This is a genomic window from Elizabethkingia bruuniana (genome assembly GCF_002024805.1).
GTDB classification, from domain to species: domain Bacteria; phylum Bacteroidota; class Bacteroidia; order Flavobacteriales; family Weeksellaceae; genus Elizabethkingia; species Elizabethkingia bruuniana.
The window spans coordinates 1,163,859-1,181,050 of the sequence record NZ_CP014337.1 but is presented as its reverse complement, the minus strand read 5'-3'; the positions used below and the strand labels follow the sequence as shown (position 1 = coordinate 1,181,050).

Below are 17,192 nucleotides of genomic sequence, written 5' to 3'. Positions count from 1 at the left end.
TCTATAAGAAATAATTTACGGGATTCGTTTTTATATTCGTCTTTAAGATTGCAAATTTAGTAAATTTTTCGGAGAAAAATTCATATAATTGTTCAACAACGAATTGCTCGGATTCAAAATGGCCGATATCTGCCAGTATAATCCTATTTTCAGCGAGAAAAAAATCGTGATATTTAAAGTCTCCGGACAGATATATATCGCATCCGGCACCTATTGCGGCTTTAATTCCCGAAGCTCCGCTTCCTCCCAATACACCTACTCTTTTTATTTTTCTATTCGGAATTTTGGAATGGCGTATTACATCGAGTCCGAATTTTTCTTTTACAAAGGTTAAAAAAGTAACAGCATCTGTTTCTTCTTTCAGCTCTCCATATTGTCCTAAGCCTTCATACTGATTATCGTTTTCCAGACTGTAAATCTGGTAAGCTACCTCTTCGTATGGATGTGCTGCTTTCATAGCTGCAAGAATCTTATTCTTTTTATAGGTTTCAAAAACAAATGATAACTGAGCTTCTTCTACATATTCTCTTTGCTCCACGCTACCTATTCTCGGGTTAGCTCCGTCTAAAGGGCGGAAACTTCCTTCTCCGCTAAGCTTGAATCTACATTGATCATAGAATCCTATGTGTCCGGCTCCGGCATCAAAAATAGCCTGCTCTAACCCATCAGCATTGTCTTTTGGTACATAAACACTAAGGTATGAAAGCTGTTTTTGCTTTGGCATCAGAACTTTCATATTTTCCAAGCCTAATTCCTTACATATCCTGTAATTGACTCCAAAAAGGTCATTATCCAAAGCTGTATGAATAGCATAGATGGCAATTTTATTTTCTAATGCCTTTATAACACTTCTTTCAACATAATTTCTTCCGGTTAAAGATTTCAACCCCGAGAAGATAATCGGATGAAAACAGATAATAAGATTGCAATTGGTTTCTACAGCTTCATCCACAACTTCTTCCAAAGCATCATGACACAACAATATTCCTGTAACTTCCCGATCCGGGTTTCCACATAATAATCCTACATTATCAAAATCTTCTGCCTGCTGTAAAGGCCATTGTTTTTCTGTAATCGAAATTATTTCTTTAACTTTCATCCGTTATTTAATAATATTTTTTTGTTTTCTACAGAATGAAACAGACTTTCATCTTTTTCTTTCTGCTAAGAATGACACGAAGATATTAATTTTGCTACAGATGAGAAAAATAAGACTAAAGCCGGAATATGATTTGACTCCACAGGAAGGATGGTTGGAAAAGGTTTATAAAATCATATATCTATCAAATACCAGAGCCGGAAAAACTTTTGATATTATATTACTGACTGTTATTCTGCTCAGTACGGTTATCGTGATGCTGGAAACAGTACCTACGCTAAGTCTTAGAATGATTCGGAATCTGTATAGTATTGAATTTTTTGTAACCATACTCTTTACCATAGAATATATTCTCCGGATTGCATGTATAAAAGATAAAAGAGAGTACATTTTCAGTTTTAACGGAATTATAGATTTTCTGTCCATTGCTCCGTTTTATCTTGGACTGATCTTCCCTACTACACATTATCTGATTGTTATCAGGTTACTGAGACTTCTAAGAGTTTTCAGAATATTCAATCTTCTGGATTATATGAAGGATGGCCGTTATATTACCTCGGCTCTAAAGCATAGCTCCCGAAAGATATACATCTTCCTTTTATTTCTTTCTATCTTCATCGTTATTATCGGCTCCCTGATGTATGTAGTAGAAGGTGGTGTAAATGGCTTCACCAGTATACCGACCAGCATCTACTGGGCTGTGGTAACCGTTACAACGGTAGGCTATGGAGACATCTCTCCTGTAACACCTATCGGAAAGTTTCTTTCTATTGTGGTTATGCTTTGTGGTTATAGCATTATTGCTGTTCCTACAGGAATTGTTACTTCAGAATTCCGTCAAAAAAGAGCACTAAAAAATGATCTGGCCTGCCAGCGATGCGGAAATACAGAAAATGATTCGGATGCCCGCTATTGTAAAAAATGTGGTGAACGTCTGTCTTAATAATTTAGACTTATACTTACCAAAGTAAATGGTTGCCTTAGTTTAAATTCCTAATGTTTGGAGGTGTTTTACGTCATGATAAAGCAGGGTTGCTTTTATGCATTCTTTTAATTCTTCTACAGGAATTTTTTCATTTAGTTGGAAAATGATGGCCCTTTTCCCTTCGTATCTGAACTGGTGACCAAATACCAGACGAAAGGTATCGACCAATCTGCTGCTACACTGAAAGTACATTGCATATTGCTCCGGAGATTTTTCTTTCCAATCCATCCGAAGTGTACTCCCGTTTTTGGAAACGAAGCTAGGTTCTCCCCATTTTAGAGTTTCTTCCAATGCGTCTATTCCTTCAGTTTCTCCGGCAGTTTCAATCACCAGTTCCCTAAGAAACTGCATCTTTTCACGGATTAATTCCGGATAGTTATTGAATTTATCGTTGACTTTAGGGTCTGTCTTTAGCTTCAAATTTTTCATGTTCTATACTCGTTCTATATGGTATAACCTACCGTAATATTTCTGTATCACTACAAAAGTAACAACAAAGAATGTAAAAATAAAGCTGAACAGTAAAAAGCAATATACTTTTCCAAACGTAACTACGGCCTATAAAAATGACCGGAATTTCTTCCGGTCACAACTACTAATTATTCTGCACTTTTATTTACCGGATATAGCTCCAAATGCTAAGATATATGACTGTTTATAAATACAGAAATCTTTTCTACTGCATCCTGAACTTCAGTAAAAACAGAATCCATATGCATAAAACCGTGTATCATTTCTTCATAAATAACAACTTCTGTTTCTACTCCGGACGTCCTTAGATTTTCCACTAACATTCTCCCATCATCATGCAAAGGATCGTGTCCTGCTAATAAGACCTGTGTAGGCGGTGTATGTTTAAAGTCATTGATTAAAACAGGAACAGCTAAAGAATTCTGTTTATCCTCTTCTTTTTGTAAATACCATTCCCATGCCTGTACTCCACCTTCTAATGAAAGAACCGGCCCGTTCGCATAGGTCTGCCATGATTCTGTACTCAGTTTATTATCTCCTGCCGGGTATATCAAAACCTGAAATCTTAATCTGTCTCCCAGCTCATTAGCAATAGCAACAGACAATGCTCCGCCTGCACTATCTCCTACGATACCTATATTGCTCTGATCGATTTTTAATGTAGCGGCATTGTCAAAAACCCAATTGGTTACATAAATACAGTCATCTAATCCAGCCGGAAAAGGATGCTCTGGTGCAAGCCTGTATTCCGGGAAAATAACAACTGATTTAGTAGCATTGGCCAATTTTCTCACTATTGCATCATGTGTTTCAAAACTACCTGCTACAAACCAACCGCCATGGGTATAAATAATAGCAGAAGAGTTTTCTGTTCCTGAATTTTCAGGGCGGTATACCCTGACCGGAATATTATGTCCTCCATTATCTATATTAAATTCTTCAATGATCCTTACCATTCCTTTTTTGGCACTGAACTGAGCAGCCATACTCTCATAGCTCTTCCGACTCATATCCAAAGCATCTTTAGCATCAAATACCTGTACATTCTGCATATGATCTGCAGCTGCTTTCACTTGTGTTGTTAACTTCATTCTGATAATTTTTATATGTACTGCAAGTCATTTTATACAGCACTTATTTTCTTATATCAAAATTATAGCGATCTCTCTGCTATTCCTAATACATTGCTTAATGTATGTTACTGACAATTTTGTAAGTATTGGATTAAATAGCCTAAAACAGAGATTCTGTTTTAAACTTTCAGACTTATCATTATTTTTTTCCAAAAATGAATTTTGCGGCATAGTTTATGTGTTGGGATAAAAGACTTGGATACGGAGTTATTCAGATATAAAATAAACCTTAAACAAACACTTTCTCACATGAAATTAAGATTACTATTTACAGCCGCACTACTCTATACATCTGTTAGTGTATGGGGGCAACAGCTAAAAGGCCTGGATGTGAACATTTCCGAACAAAATTCTACAATCTTATCTGTTGATCTTTATACAGACGATGCTGTAATTACAGTCGACTCCTATGGGCAGCTCCTAAGATACCAGCCTAACAGAAGAAACAATTTTCAGCAAAGAGATGATTTTGACCGCTCATCCAATGATAACATAAGATACAGATACGGAAAATATCCTATAGAATATTATAGTGACAACGATATCTGGGGACGCAATAATATGGTTAAAAATATCGGAAGAATTGGATTTGAATACTTCCACAAGAACGATATCTGGAACCGGGATCTTTTCTTTAAACAGATTGGAAATATAAACTTTGAATACTTCGATAATGATATCTGGGGAAGAAAAGGAAAGTTGAAAAAAGTAGGCAATGTTACATTGGATTATTTTTCTGACTGGGACAACAACAAGCGTATGGTTGGTCAGCTAAAATCTATACAAGGTGAAAATGATCTGATACAGATTAATGTAATTCCGCAGTACTACTACAGAAACGATGGAAGAAGATAAATATAAAAACAAAAAAGGAAGCAAATTGCTTCCTTTTTTTGTTTATCTAAATGTTATGCTTTAGCTTTCACTAATTTAACTTCGAAGATTAACCATGCATTTGGCGGGATAACACCTCCGGCACCTCTTGCTCCGTAACCTAAATCTGGTGGAATAAGGAATGTAGCTTCTTCTCCTTCTTTTAGTAAAAGAATACCTTCATCCCAACCTTTAATTACACGACCAGTTCCTACAGGGAATTCGATAGGCTCGTTTCTTGAAATTGATGAATCGAAAACCTGTCCACTTGTTAATTTACCTGTATAATGAACAGAAACTGTATTTCCAGCTACCGGCTGAGCACCATCTGTAGTTTTTGTAATTTTATACATTAAACCACTTGCAGTGGTTGTCATTCCGCTTTTTAGCTCTTCCAGTTTCTTTTTGGCCTCTTCTTCTTTCTTCTGAACGAATACTTTGTTGTTTTCAGCAATTTTAGATTTTCCTTCATTGAAAAGTTTAGCCGCATCGTAATGCTTATAAGCATCTCCTTTTGTAAAGATGGTTACTTTTTCCAATACAATGTCAGTTTTTGGTTTGTCCTGAGCGCCTTTCTCTACATTAGCTACATCATCTATAACCTGCTCACCTTTCACCACTTTACCAAAGATCGTGTGTCTTCCGTCTAACCAAGGTGTTGCCACTTCAGTAATAAAGAACTGGGATCCATTGGTATTAGGGCCAGAATTAGCCATAGAAAGAATACCTTTTCCTGTATGCTTTAGGTCGTTCTTCTCATCATCGAATTTATAACCAGGATCACCCATTCCTGTTCCTTTAGGGTCACCACCCTGAATCATAAAGTCTTTGATTACTCTGTGGAAAATAGTACCGTTGTAGAAAGGTTCTCCTTTCTTTTTCGCCGAGTTTTCTATTTTCCCTTCTGCTAATCCTACGAAGTTAGCAACTGTTACTGGTGATTCTTTATCGTTAAATTTAACAAGGATATCTCCTTTTGTTGTCTTCAAATTTCCATAAAGCCCTTCCGGCAATTGCTCATAAGCAGCTTTGTCTAAATTGATTTCTTTTAAATCCAAAGTTTTACAGTTTAATAAGGTTAATAATACTGTACACAAAAATACGACTTTCTTCATAAATGACCTGTATAGTATAAATTGAGTTTTTTTAGTTGCGCTAAAATAGGCATTTTTATAATGGATATGTCGATATTTATTCAAATATGCATTGATAATAACTTTAACTGACGTAACTAATTGTCAGGCTAACTTTGACAGGGGTATAAAAATAAAAATGACCGGAAAAAATATCCGGCCATTTTTATATTTATAGTTTTTCAGCTTAAAAACTAAGTCCTGAAATCATTAACTGAGCATTTGCTTTAGTATCGATAATTGCGGTTATACTACTATTCCCTACCACAAAATCAGATGGTCTGAAATCTATTACCTTACCTTTTATAAATAGTCCTTTGTAATATTCTTTGTTCAGACTTTCTTCAATGCTCTTACGAGAGCTCTTCTCCATCTCCAATGTAGGAATACCATATTCTTTTTCAATCATATTAATAATCTTTCCTTTGAAAAGGAATACCAATGTTTTCTGGAAAACATTACTTGTTTTCAGATTGAACTTGGTATCGGTGAACACAATTTTCTTTTTTATGGGATCATAAGTTGGTGTACCGGTAATAATAGAAGTACCATTAACGGTTCCGCTTGTCTCTGCTTCTATTACTACTTTCTCGTCCTTTCCATATACCTTTATACTTTCAATCACAATCTTAGACTTCCCTTCTCTGAAGGTAAATTCTTTGTGGAGAAACTGTTGCTCTGCCAGTTTTGTAGCTTCAGTAAATGGAATATTTGCAGTAGTCTGCAGCTTGAAAACATTATCTATTGTAGGTTTGGTGACGAAACCAGGCACTGTAGTTACACTTGCACCGGCTGCCGGCTGATTTCCTGTGAATGTTTCGGAATATAAATCTACTCCTAACGTTGCGGAAATCTGATTAGCATATACTTTTAGTGGTGTTGCAGAAAGACTTTGCGGACTAATCTTCAACCATGTATGATATTCTTCGGAGATATTGATAGGATTTACAAACTGATTCCACGCCATTACCAGATAAGGCTGCATATTCATTTTTTGCTTTACCTGCTGATCTATAACTCCGGTAAATTTTTGCTGCTGCTTGGTAAGTGTGCTTTCTATAAGCGAGGATATAGGAATTTTTACTTTACCATAATCCAGTACAGGCTTTTCTTTCCATACAAAACCTGCTGTTGTAGTCGCTGTATTCAGTGTCCAGTTATTATTAAAGCTAATATTGGAGATAAAATTCATCACCACACTAAAGTTTGTCGACTGGTAAGCATAATAACCTAAGGTGCCATAACCTTTTTCTGCCCATATTTTAAGAGGTACAGAGATCATAATCCGATTATTGGTTAACCCCTGTATTACTATATTTCCGTTTTTCTCAACTCTGGTTTTAAACTGGTCATTGTTGTTATCCGTATAGGATTTATCTTCATAAATAACCCCGTTAATAGACTGGTTAATTAATCTGTTGATCTCTGCCATCGGAATAACCACCGGAATAGAAATCCCTGACTTTATTTTTGGAAAGTTATATTCAACACTATCCTGTGCAAAGCTATATGCAGACACCAATACGAATAAAAGTATTTTCTTCATCATAAAAAAAATTGTACGAACAAATATAAACAAGTTTCAAATTTGAAACCTGAAGTTTAAAATAAAAAACATGCCAAAAGAACAAAAATGGTCAGAAAGAATATCTGACCATTTTTTTATCTTTCATTAACCACAAAAGAAAACCTCATAGGCCTAGGGGACCTATGAGGTTTAAGGACAATCAATAAGTCCAAATATTTTCCTTAAGCCCAGTGTGGATCTGTAGAAGAAACTCTACCTGTCTCTGCCCTGCCTGCAAAAATCCAGTTATGATTTCCGGTAGAGATTTTCAGATCATACCAGCCTCCAATTTTAGAAGACGGAATTAATACTTTAGGTGTCTTTACCGGATCAATTTTCTGGATCTGTTTGGTATAAGCATTTTCCAATGTAATAGTTTTTGCAGCTGAAATAAATATTATTTCAACATCACCATTACTTTTTTGGGTCAATTTTATTTCCACTTTCGGAGCTGAATCACCTTCAAAATTCCGGTAAAAACCATTTGGTCCGAAGACCTCCCAATCATAGCCATTTTCAGAAGATACGGCATGATTGAAACTTTGTTTTTTAAACATCGTATACGGGAATAAAAAGTCCTTATCTTCATTTAGCTTTTTACGGTTGTATACCATCACCGGCGTTGCCTTCTCAGTGTGGTTTTGCATATCAATTCCTTTGCTGCTAAAATTAACCTCAAAGTGATATGGTAACGGATTAGAAGGTTTTAATCCTTTTTCCTGTTTCGGGAAATACTGAGATTGTGCATTTTGCTCGGCATCGCTCAATGCCACAAAATTATTAGGAACGGGCTTTTCTTTTGCAGCATTTATACTTTCTATAAAAACCTTTTCCTGTAAGAAGTCCAGTTTAAGGTTTTTACTTTTTTCCTGATTGAATGCCGAAGTAAGGTCTCCACAGACTTCCCTTCTCCAATCACTGATATTCTCTACATGGAGATTTTTATTTTTCTTTTTATTCAGGAAATGTTCTAAAAACTGCAAAACAGATGTATGATCTGATACTTCAGAATTTACATAGCCTCCCGTTGTCCACGGAGAAGCCATAACCATCGGAACTCTGTACCCTAATCCTACTGGACCTTCCATTTTTTCTGAACTATATAGTTTTTCTGTTGAAAAATACTTTTGTTTGAAATCTACATATTCAGCACCTCCTTCTCCATGAATATCGGGCTGCTGTTGTGGATTATTAGGTGGTAGAAACGGAACAACATGATCGAAATATCCATCGTTCTCATCATAGTTCAGAATGAAAATAGTCTTCTTCCATACTTCAGGATTCTTAGTCAGAATATTCATGACTTCTGATATAAACCATGCTCCGTACCACTGAGAAGACGGATGATCTGAGAATCGCTCCGGTGCAACCAGCCATGACACAGCCGGAAGCTTGCCCTCATTTACATCTTTTCTGAACTGAAACAAAACATCTCCTTTTGGCAGATACATCTTTTCACCGTTTACAGGATCTATCTCTTCAAGGCTCCAGAAATCAGGATCTCCTGAATTGATAGTAAATGCTTTGTTATGAAGATTCTTTTCTTTTTGAGAAAGCTTTTCCCAGTTTTTAGGGTCAAAATTTTTCAGATCTTCTTCGTAATAACGAAGTTCTTTTTCTAGGCGTTCTTTGTTATCCGGATTCTTGCTCAGTTTATCTTTAAGCTCAGTAATTTTCTTCTGTACAAATTCATGGTGTTTAGGTGAGAATTTCACATTGAACTGGGAGAACCATTCTATTGGATTATCTGTGAAATTGGACAAGTAAGCTTCCTGCTCCCCTCCCATTCCTTTAGAAAGACTTATTTCATTTTGATATATTCTCCACGAAATATCATTCTCTTCCAGCATTTCCGGGAAAGTTTTCCAGTGTACATTTCTGCTGTAATCTACAGTATCATTAACTACATGAGCCTGCACATCACCACTCTTTTCAGCTCTGATTGTTCCTGTCCAATGGAAAAGCCTGTTGGGCGTAGTCCCGGTAAGGGAAGAACAAAAATACTGATCGAAAACGGTGAAGGCATCAGCGAGCTGATAATAGAATGGTAGGTCGTTCCGATTATAAAAGCCTAAAGTAAGCGGCAAATCCTGATATTCTTTTACCCCGGATCTTTTTGCCAGTAACCACTGGTCATACTTACCTTTATTAAGAGCATTTTGCTGATTTGTCCATGAATGAGGTAAAGAACTCATCCAGGTTGCTCTGGTATTTTTAATATCTAAGTTAAATGGTGCGTAGGTCTTTCCGGCCTTGTCTTTTTGGAAAAAAACACTTTTCCCGTCAGGTTTACGGAAAGCATATTTGTCCATAAATCCTCTTACTCCCCGTAATGTTCCGAAGCAATGATCGAATGATCTGTTCTCTTGCATAAGGATTACCACATGCTCTGCATCGTAAAATGTGGATCCCTTTGCAGGCTTAATATTCATTGCTTTTAAAATCGAAGGATGTATAACTGTAGAAACCCCAAGGCCTCCCAGTACCATTCCCGATTTTTTCAGAAAATCTCTTCTGTCCATGTTTATTTAGTTTTATTGCCTAAAATTAATGAATAAACTACTTATTTCCGAATTCCGTAAGCAGCTAAAATTTTGTTGAAAATTTCTGTATTCTCAAACAAACCTGTAAACTCTTTAGAATTAGGACCATAAGCAAATACACTGGAAGGAATAGAAGTATGATCGTTTGTACTAAAATTGCCAAATATCCAGCCCTCTTTCAGGCTACCATCCAACAAAGTTAAACCTCCGGTTTCATGATCCCCTAAAACAACAACAAGTGTCTCCTTGTTTTCATCAGCGAATTTCATTGCTTTTCCTACAACATAATCAAAATCCAATAACTCGGTCACTAGTTGCTCTATATTATTGCTGTGGCCACCACCATCAGTCTGGGAAGCTTCAACCATCATAAAGAAACCATTTTTGTTGGTTTTCAAATCGTTTAAGGTAAGATCAAAAGCATTGGCCAGCCAGTTTCCTCTTCCGTTAGTTATTCTCTGTGAAGCCAGAGGATCAATAACTAAAGTACGGTTATTGGTATTCTTTACAGATTTCAAATCTTTATATAAATCAATTTTAGCTTCTCTTATTTTTTTAAGATTATCTTCTGTAAGTCCGCTTGTGGGGCCACCTATAAGTATTTTGGTTTTAGAACTTACAAAGTCTTTCAGAATAGGTTCTGAACTATTCCTGTTATCGGAATGTGCATAGAAATCTGCCGGTGTGGCATCGGTAACATCTCCGGTAGAAATAAGACCTGAAGTCATTCCTTTTGCAGCAATGATATCCGGAATCTGCGCTAAAGCTTTTCCTTCATTATCAACTCCTACAAATGTATTTTTGGTTTTTACACCTGTAGCAAAAGCTGTTGACCCCGGTGCCGAATCAGTAATATAAGCGTTGGAAGAATTGGTTTTAGACAATCCCGTCGCTTTCATATTAAAGACATTTAATTTTCCTTTGTTCGCTGTGAATGCAGCATAATACTGCGGCAATGATGTACCATCAGGAATAAGAAGAATTACATTTTTCACTTTTTTATTAACCCCGTCAGTTTCATATGTAGGCTTATAAACGCTGTATTCCTTCTGATTTTTATAAAAATTCTTCGGAATAGTATTCATAAACTTTTTCAGATCGGGAATATGATCTGTATTGATATAATCTACACCTATATCCATAAGATTAACCCATGCATTCGGAAAATCCGGTGCTCCATAAAAACGCATTGGCTTTTGCTGCTGATGTGCTTTTTCGACTGCATTTTTTATTCTTGCAGTCTCTTCATCTCTTGGGATACCTTTTCCGTTCCATTTTACTAAAGCTGGCAAATCTGCACTGAACATTCCTACTCTTTTCAGTTCATCTGCTGTATAAGTTTTATCCAGATCACCATCGAAAAATAAATAAGCAGGATAATTTTTGAAATCCTTAGGCTGCGGTCTGCCCCCTGTAATAACAATTTTAATATCCTGATTATTCGTAATTTCAGGATATTTCTGCAGCGTACTTACTAAAGCATCCAGTGTTGTTTTATAATCTTGTTTAACATCAATTAATAGCTGTAACTTTTTATTTGTATCCTGATAAATATGCCCGTTATTCAGCTTAATCTGTTTGGCTATATTATCAAGGTAAAGGCTCTCCAAAGTCCGCTCAGGTGATAATTCTTTCTCAGTATGGGCAACCCAAAGCTTTCCTTTTACCAGAAAAACATCTGCCTCTATGGAACCAAAATTAGCATAATATGCCTGCCAGAAAGGAATTTCCTGCATATAATCATTATGCGAATGGGCATTTCCTACATTATAATTCAAATAATTCTGTGCCTGTGTGTTTGCAAATACTGCCAAAGCCAGTATTGCCCATATTTTTTTTGCTTGTTTCATCGTAATATTAAAAAAACTATATCATTGCAGGAATTTCTGCAATGATATAGTATATGTTGTTATATTAAAAAATTACCAGCCTTCATTTTGCTTAATTACTCCATGGCTGTTTACAATTTCCACTTGTGGAACTGCCCACACATTGTGCACTGCCGGATTGAAGTTTCTTGAAGCCCATACTTCCTTATCATCTGCACCATGCAAAGGTTTAGCATAAGTATCCTTTGCATCTCCCCAACGTACCAAATCTCTGTGTCTGTCTGCCCACTCACCTGCCAGCTCACAACGTCTTTCATGCTTCAGGTCAGCCATTGTACATCCACTTTTCGGTGCCAAACCTGCACGCTTTCTAATCATGTTAATTTCCTGATCAGCATTTTGTCCCGACATTAACAATGCTTCTGCTTTTATAAGAATTACTTCTGCATAACGCATAATCGGTACGGCAAGATCTGTACATGGATAATCACCATTTGCACTTACGTGGCCGCTGTTCAACGGATATTTGAACGCATCCATATACTTGTTGAACTGATACCCTGTAAGAGAATTAGAAGAAGCATAGCTCCTTTCTTTCCCATTGAATGTAAACTTATCTCCAGCTTTCAGAATGGTTACATCTCTTCTTTTGTCTCCTGCTTCATACTCAGTAAAAAGCTCCTTGGTTGGCTGGAAATACCCCCAACCATTGTATTCGCCCCAGCCTTTATTTTCAAGCATTACTCCCGGAAGTATACTTCCTATAGCATTGAATTTTGGTGTACTTGGTATTGACCAGATATATTCGGAACTGTAATTATTCTCCGCTTTGAAAACATCTGCATAGTTATTCAACAGGTTTCTGTTTCCTTTAGTCATAACCTCATTTGCCCAGTATGCCGCATTTTTCCAGTCTTTCATGAAAAGGTATACTTTAGCCATAAGAGCCCATGCAGCAGCTTTATGAGGTCTTCCGAAATCCTTAGCAGCAAGCTCTTCCTGAGCTGGCAGTAATTCTGCTGCCTTTTTCAGGTCGTTTATAATATAATTGTAGTTTTCCGTTACGTTGGCTGCCCGCGGAATAGGATTTGGATCCGGTTCTTTTGTACGATCAATAATAGGAACTCCTGCTTTCTCATTACCATAACTGTATGCCAACTCAAAATACATTCTGCTGCTCATGAATAAAGCTTCACCCAGGTATTTGTTTTTCACAGCTGTTGCAGCCTGAATATTGTCTACATTACGGATAACACGATTGGCAATACCAATAACTGTATATCTCTTATTCCACTGGGTTTCCAAATCTCCTGCTGCAATATAATTGCTGCTAAAGTTCTTTGCATTATCAGCCTCACTTTTTGCCCTTCCTGTTACCATATCATCGCTGGCGTTGATAAACCAGAAAAAACCTCTGCCATAAAACTCGCTATCATACAAAGGTTTGTACATCGCATTTGCTCCCGTTACAAGGTCGTTTTCTGTTTTCCAGAAACTCGCTTCTGTCGGAGTTCCTTCCGGCTGAACATCAAGCTCGCTTGTACATGAAAGCAATACAGCAGATATTCCCGATACTAAAACTATTTTATTGAAAAATTTCATCTTTTTACTTTTTAAAATTATAACCCGATTTCTACACCGAAAATAAATGAACGAGCCTGCGGATATCTCCCTGTGTCTACACCATAAGTATTCATCCCCACTTCAGGATCAAAACCTTTGTATTTAGTGATAGTAAACAGATTATTAGCCGTCATATAAATTCTTAATCTGTTTATATTGATTTTGCTGTAAATCTCTTTAGGTAGTGAATAACCTATTGTAAGGTTCTTCAGTCTCAGGTAAGATCCGTTTTCTACATAAAAATCTGATACTTTGGAGTAGTTTCCGGAAGGATCACCCTGAACAAGTCTCGGAATATTGGTATTGGTATTTTCCGGAGTCCATGCATTCAGAATATCTTTATCCATGTTATAATTCTGCCCCGTTCCGCCTGGGTTTAATGAAATAAATTTCAGGCCGTTGAATATTTTATTCCCATATACTCCCTGGAAGAATACATTCAGATCAAAATTTTTCCATGTCATATTATAAGACAATCCATAAGAGAATTTAGGATATGGATTTCCTAGGTTTACAAAATCATTGTTATTAAGTGTACCGGTATTTCCTTCTTTTTTCAGGAACTTAATATCACCTGGCTTAGCATTAGGCTGGATAAGAGCACCATTAGCATCTTTATAATTATTGATTTCTTCCTGTGAACGGAAAATACCATCTGTCTTATATCCGTAATAAGAATAAAGTGACTCTCCTACTCGTATACGCGTAGGCTTCAGTACTCCTCTTACAGCATTGTCATTAATAAAGATTTCGTTTACATCTGCCAGCTGCTTAACTGTATTTTTTAGCTGACTGAAAGTTGCTCCTATTGAGTAACTGAAATCTCCTGTATTTTTGCTGTTGTAATTAATTCCTAATTCGTAACCTTTATCCTGGAATAATCCGGCATTGATATACTGATTCGTATAAGTTGCTGTACTCGGAAGGCTTACATTAAAAATCTGATCTTTGGAGTTTTTAATGAAATAATCGAACTGTAAAGAAAGACTATTGTTCAGGAATGAAGCATCTAAACCAAAGTTGGTTTGTTCAGATTTCCCCCATTTTAAGTTTGGATTAGGACGTGTTGTAGCATAGTAAGCAATATTCTGGGAAGGATCCCGTCCGAAAATAATATTGTTATCTCTTATCATTAACGGATTTACTGCCTGTGAAGAAATCCCGCCAAGGTTACCCAGAACACCATAACTTCCTCTAAGTTTAAGATTAGAAAGCCATTCGATATCCTGCATAAAGTTTTCCTTAGACATTACCCATGCACCTGAAACTGCATAATAATTGGCAAATCTGTTTTGTTTGGCTACTAATGAAGACCCATCTCTTCTTCCTAGTACACTGATAATATATTTACCAGCATAATCGTAGTTAATCCTTGCCAGATAAGAAACTAAAGCCTGCTGATATCTATAACTGGACAGATCTTTGTTGTTATCCGCTGTATTCTGAAGATAACGGAAAACTTCTGCTTCACTTCTGAAATCATAAGCTCTGGCCATGAAACCTTCATCAATTGTCTTCTGGAAAGTAAAACCAGCTAAGAAATCGAAATTATGTTTGCCTGCAGAGAATTTATAGGTAAGAAGCTGCTCTGCAAGAGAGGTAGAAGAGTTATTAGACTGATATTCTAAATTATTGGTATCGAATATTTTCCCTACTTCCAGTACTCTGGATGTAAAGTTTTTAATCGTTCCGATTCTGAATGTCTGAGAAAAGTTAGATCTGAACTTTAAATTTTTAGCTAAAGTAACTTCTGCATAAGGATTGATTAAAATTTCATGTGTAGGATTTTTTATACTAATCCTTTTAAGATAAGCCACCGGATTGATCATATCCCCGTAACCTCCGGCAACATCAATCGGTAAACCGGAAAATGCTCCTGTAGGTGTATATACCGGAACATTCGGCGGGTAATACATCGCTGCCACTACCGCACCTGTATAACCATTCTTAGTATCTGCTGTATTTCCGTCGGAGTAATTATAGTACATGTTCTCCCCGATAGTTAACCAGTCTTTTACTTTATGTTCAGAATTTACTCTGAAGTTGTATCTCTTTGCCTGTGTGTTCAGTAAGATACCTTCCAGGTTTCTGTGGTTCATTCCCACAAAAAATCTGGACTTATCATTTCCACCACTTAGATTAACGTTGTATTCCTGGATTGTTCCGGTACGGAAAATTTCTTTCATCCAGTCTGTTCTGGTTACTCTTCCGTCCGGATATTTTTCTGCATTGAAAGCTAAAGGCAGACTGCTAAGTTTACCGGCATTTTCATAAGCCTTATACATTACATCCTGAAACTCTGCTGCATTTAAAGATTCCTTCAATCTCCATGCCTGATTCACACCAAACTTAACATCAAAATCTACAGTAATATTACCTTTTTTACCTTTCTTGGTCGTAATAAGAATAACACCGCCTGAGGATCTGGCTCCATAGATTGCTGCAGAGGCATCTTTAAGTACAGATATATCCTGAATATCGTTAGGGTTAATCGCTGGTGTACCATTAAAAACAACACCATCTACAACGTAAAGAGGAGTCTCTCCGTTAATCCCGCCTAAACCACGGATATTTACTTTTGGCGAACCATTGGGATCTCCCCCTTCATTTACCACTGTTACCCCCGGTGCTTTACCCTGAAGTACTTCACCTACACCAGACAAAGATCTGGAAGTAAGTTTATCCAGTGACGCCTCTGAAACAGCACCCGATACTTTACTCTTTTTCTGTGTTCCGTATCCCACAACGACAACCTCGTCTATGGACTTCTCTTTTAAACTGTCTTTCTTTTGGGCAAACAATATTGGTGAGGCCGATATTGCTCCAATTAATAGCCCCCGGCTTGTAAAATAAGCCACCGAGACAGGGATTTTAAATACTTTCATGGCATCCATTTTAATTCTGAATGCAAAATTAGAACAGTACGACCCCGTGTTACATTAAGGTTTTCTTATGTTTTTATTAAGAAACATTAACTATTATCAATGGAAAAAGTTAATGTATAAATATTAATTATTTATTTATCAGGAAGATAGCAGTAAATTAATCATTACACCTGTATTCGGGGCATAATTAAGATTAATTTTATTTTAAATTTAATCTTAATCAGAAATAATTACTGTAACACCCATATCTTCAAGGCGTTCTTTGGTTTCAAGGTCAATTCCTTTATCTGTAATAATGGTATCTACCCTATCCAGATCTGCTATTTTGCCGAAACCTTTTTTATTGATTTTAGACGAATCTGCCAGGACAATAACTTTCTCCGCACATTCTATCATAGCCTGATTCAGATGAGCTTCGGCTGCACTGGAGCAGCTAATACCAAATTCCAGATCAATTCCGTCGACACCTAAAAAGAGTTTGTGACAGGAAAATTGCTTTAGTACTGATTCCGAAATAGCTCCGACAATAGAAGTAGAGCTTTTTCTTACTTCTCCACCCAACTGAATAATATTAATATTCGGCATCATACACAACTCTAATGCTACGCGTAAAGAAGAAGTAAGAACTGTAAGCTTCTGAAAACTTCCCATTGTGCGAGCCAGATAATGTATAGTTGTTCCAGAAGCCAATATAACAGAATCATTTTCATCAATAATATTTGCTGCTTTTCTGGCTATAGCCTGTTTGATTTCTACGTTGATGTTTTCTTTTTCATTTACGTTTTTCTCATAGGCAAAACGTGACTGCTTACTAGCTCCACCGTGGGTTCTGTGCAATAATCCCAACCCTTCAAGATAGCTTAAGTCTTTTCGGATTGTTACGGACGAAACATTATATTTCTCACAAAGATCTTGTACCAGTACATATTCTTTCTTTTCCAGTTCCTTAAGAATGTTATTGTGGCGGGCTATCATTACTACAGCATTTTAAATTTAACCAAAAATATAAAAAAAAATTTCATCTAAATGTTTTTGGTTTCGAAAAATTTCA

The 17,192-nt window shown here is 36.5% G+C and carries 12 protein-coding genes; 2 read left to right on the top strand and 10 right to left on the bottom strand.

Translation table 11 applies throughout. The features are described from left to right. Position 1: 1 nt before the first annotated feature. The gene (locus AYC65_RS05565; RefSeq protein ID WP_034870364.1) at positions 2-1,099 is read right to left on the bottom strand and encodes a Nif3-like dinuclear metal center hexameric protein; all 1,098 of its coding nucleotides are present in this window, start codon (positions 1,097-1,099) and stop codon (positions 2-4) included. Between the two features lie 100 nt (positions 1,100-1,199). Between AYC65_RS05565 and AYC65_RS05560 the strand changes: the two genes are divergently transcribed. Further along, positions 1,200-2,042: an ion transporter gene (locus AYC65_RS05560; RefSeq protein ID WP_034870363.1), complete on the top strand. Its 843-nt coding sequence runs from the start codon at positions 1,200-1,202 to the stop codon at positions 2,040-2,042. Between the two features lie 42 nt (positions 2,043-2,084). Here the strand turns inward: AYC65_RS05560 and AYC65_RS05555 are convergent, their stop codons facing one another. Both AYC65_RS05555 and AYC65_RS05550 read right to left on the bottom strand, forming a co-directional pair. Beyond that, entirely contained in the window at positions 2,085-2,513 is a 429-nt protein-coding gene (locus AYC65_RS05555) for a DUF1801 domain-containing protein (protein WP_034870362.1), read from the bottom strand. Positions 2,514-2,722: 209 nt separating this feature from the next. Beyond that, a complete protein-coding gene (locus AYC65_RS05550) occupies positions 2,723-3,646 on the bottom strand; it encodes an alpha/beta hydrolase (protein WP_034870361.1) in 924 nt (307 codons plus the stop codon). 291 nt (positions 3,647-3,937) lie between these two features. On the opposite strand from AYC65_RS05550, the gene AYC65_RS05545 reads away from it, so the two are divergent. Next, positions 3,938-4,543, top strand: coding sequence for a hypothetical protein (locus AYC65_RS05545; RefSeq protein WP_052114727.1), 606 nt, complete (start codon positions 3,938-3,940; stop codon positions 4,541-4,543). A 53-nt stretch (positions 4,544-4,596) separates the two neighbouring features. On the opposite strand, the gene AYC65_RS05540 is transcribed toward AYC65_RS05545, so the two are convergent. The 7 genes from AYC65_RS05540 to AYC65_RS05510 form a co-directional block, all read right to left on the bottom strand. Beyond that, on the bottom strand, positions 4,597-5,676 hold the full coding sequence (locus tag AYC65_RS05540) for a peptidylprolyl isomerase (protein ID WP_034870359.1): 1,080 nt from the start codon (positions 5,674-5,676) through the stop codon (positions 4,597-4,599). 205 nt (positions 5,677-5,881) lie between these two features. Beyond that, complete coding sequence (locus AYC65_RS05535) at positions 5,882-7,243, bottom strand: DUF4403 family protein (RefSeq protein WP_234300248.1); 1,362 nt, start codon at positions 7,241-7,243, stop codon at positions 5,882-5,884. 200 nt (positions 7,244-7,443) lie between these two features. Then, positions 7,444-9,783, bottom strand: coding sequence for a phosphocholine-specific phospholipase C (locus tag AYC65_RS05530; RefSeq protein ID WP_034870358.1), 2,340 nt, complete (start codon positions 9,781-9,783; stop codon positions 7,444-7,446). Positions 9,784-9,824: 41 nt separating this feature from the next. After that, entirely contained in the window at positions 9,825-11,654 is a 1,830-nt protein-coding gene (locus AYC65_RS05525) for an alkaline phosphatase (protein WP_034870357.1), read from the bottom strand. Positions 11,655-11,726: 72 nt separating this feature from the next. After that, a complete protein-coding gene (locus AYC65_RS05520) occupies positions 11,727-13,235 on the bottom strand; it encodes a RagB/SusD family nutrient uptake outer membrane protein (protein ID WP_034870356.1) in 1,509 nt (502 codons plus the stop codon). 17 nt (positions 13,236-13,252) lie between these two features. Further along, positions 13,253-16,150 carry a SusC/RagA family TonB-linked outer membrane protein gene (locus AYC65_RS05515; protein WP_078674573.1) on the bottom strand — a complete coding sequence of 966 codons (2,898 nt, stop codon included), beginning with the start codon at positions 16,148-16,150 and terminating at the stop codon, positions 13,253-13,255. A gap of 207 nt (positions 16,151-16,357) precedes the next feature. After that, on the bottom strand, positions 16,358-17,116 hold the full coding sequence (locus AYC65_RS05510; protein WP_034870355.1) for a DeoR/GlpR family DNA-binding transcription regulator: 759 nt from the start codon (positions 17,114-17,116) through the stop codon (positions 16,358-16,360). Between the last annotated feature and the right edge of the window lie 76 nt (positions 17,117-17,192).

What these genes read in the sequence shown, in the direction of transcription:
- AYC65_RS05515 (WP_078674573.1), bottom strand. Translation starts at nt 16,150, where the DNA reads ATGGATGCCATGAAAGTATTTAAAATCCCTGTCTCGGTGGCTTATTTT.
- AYC65_RS05545 (WP_052114727.1), top strand. Translation starts at nt 3,938, where the DNA reads ATGAAATTAAGATTACTATTTACAGCCGCACTACTCTATACATCTGTT.
- AYC65_RS05520 (WP_034870356.1), bottom strand. Translation starts at nt 13,235, where the DNA reads ATGAAATTTTTCAATAAAATAGTTTTAGTATCGGGAATATCTGCTGTA.
- AYC65_RS05535 (WP_234300248.1), bottom strand. Translation starts at nt 7,243, where the DNA reads ATGATGAAGAAAATACTTTTATTCGTATTGGTGTCTGCATATAGCTTT.
- AYC65_RS05540 (WP_034870359.1), bottom strand. Translation starts at nt 5,676, where the DNA reads ATGAAGAAAGTCGTATTTTTGTGTACAGTATTATTAACCTTATTAAAC.
- AYC65_RS05560 (WP_034870363.1), top strand. Translation starts at nt 1,200, where the DNA reads ATGAGAAAAATAAGACTAAAGCCGGAATATGATTTGACTCCACAGGAA.
- AYC65_RS05565 (WP_034870364.1), bottom strand. Translation starts at nt 1,099, where the DNA reads ATGAAAGTTAAAGAAATAATTTCGATTACAGAAAAACAATGGCCTTTA.
- AYC65_RS05530 (WP_034870358.1), bottom strand. Translation starts at nt 9,783, where the DNA reads ATGGACAGAAGAGATTTTCTGAAAAAATCGGGAATGGTACTGGGAGGC.
- AYC65_RS05525 (WP_034870357.1), bottom strand. Translation starts at nt 11,654, where the DNA reads ATGAAACAAGCAAAAAAAATATGGGCAATACTGGCTTTGGCAGTATTT.
- AYC65_RS05510 (WP_034870355.1), bottom strand. Translation starts at nt 17,116, where the DNA reads ATGATAGCCCGCCACAATAACATTCTTAAGGAACTGGAAAAGAAAGAA.
- AYC65_RS05555 (WP_034870362.1), bottom strand. Translation starts at nt 2,513, where the DNA reads ATGAAAAATTTGAAGCTAAAGACAGACCCTAAAGTCAACGATAAATTC.
- AYC65_RS05550 (WP_034870361.1), bottom strand. Translation starts at nt 3,646, where the DNA reads ATGAAGTTAACAACACAAGTGAAAGCAGCTGCAGATCATATGCAGAAT.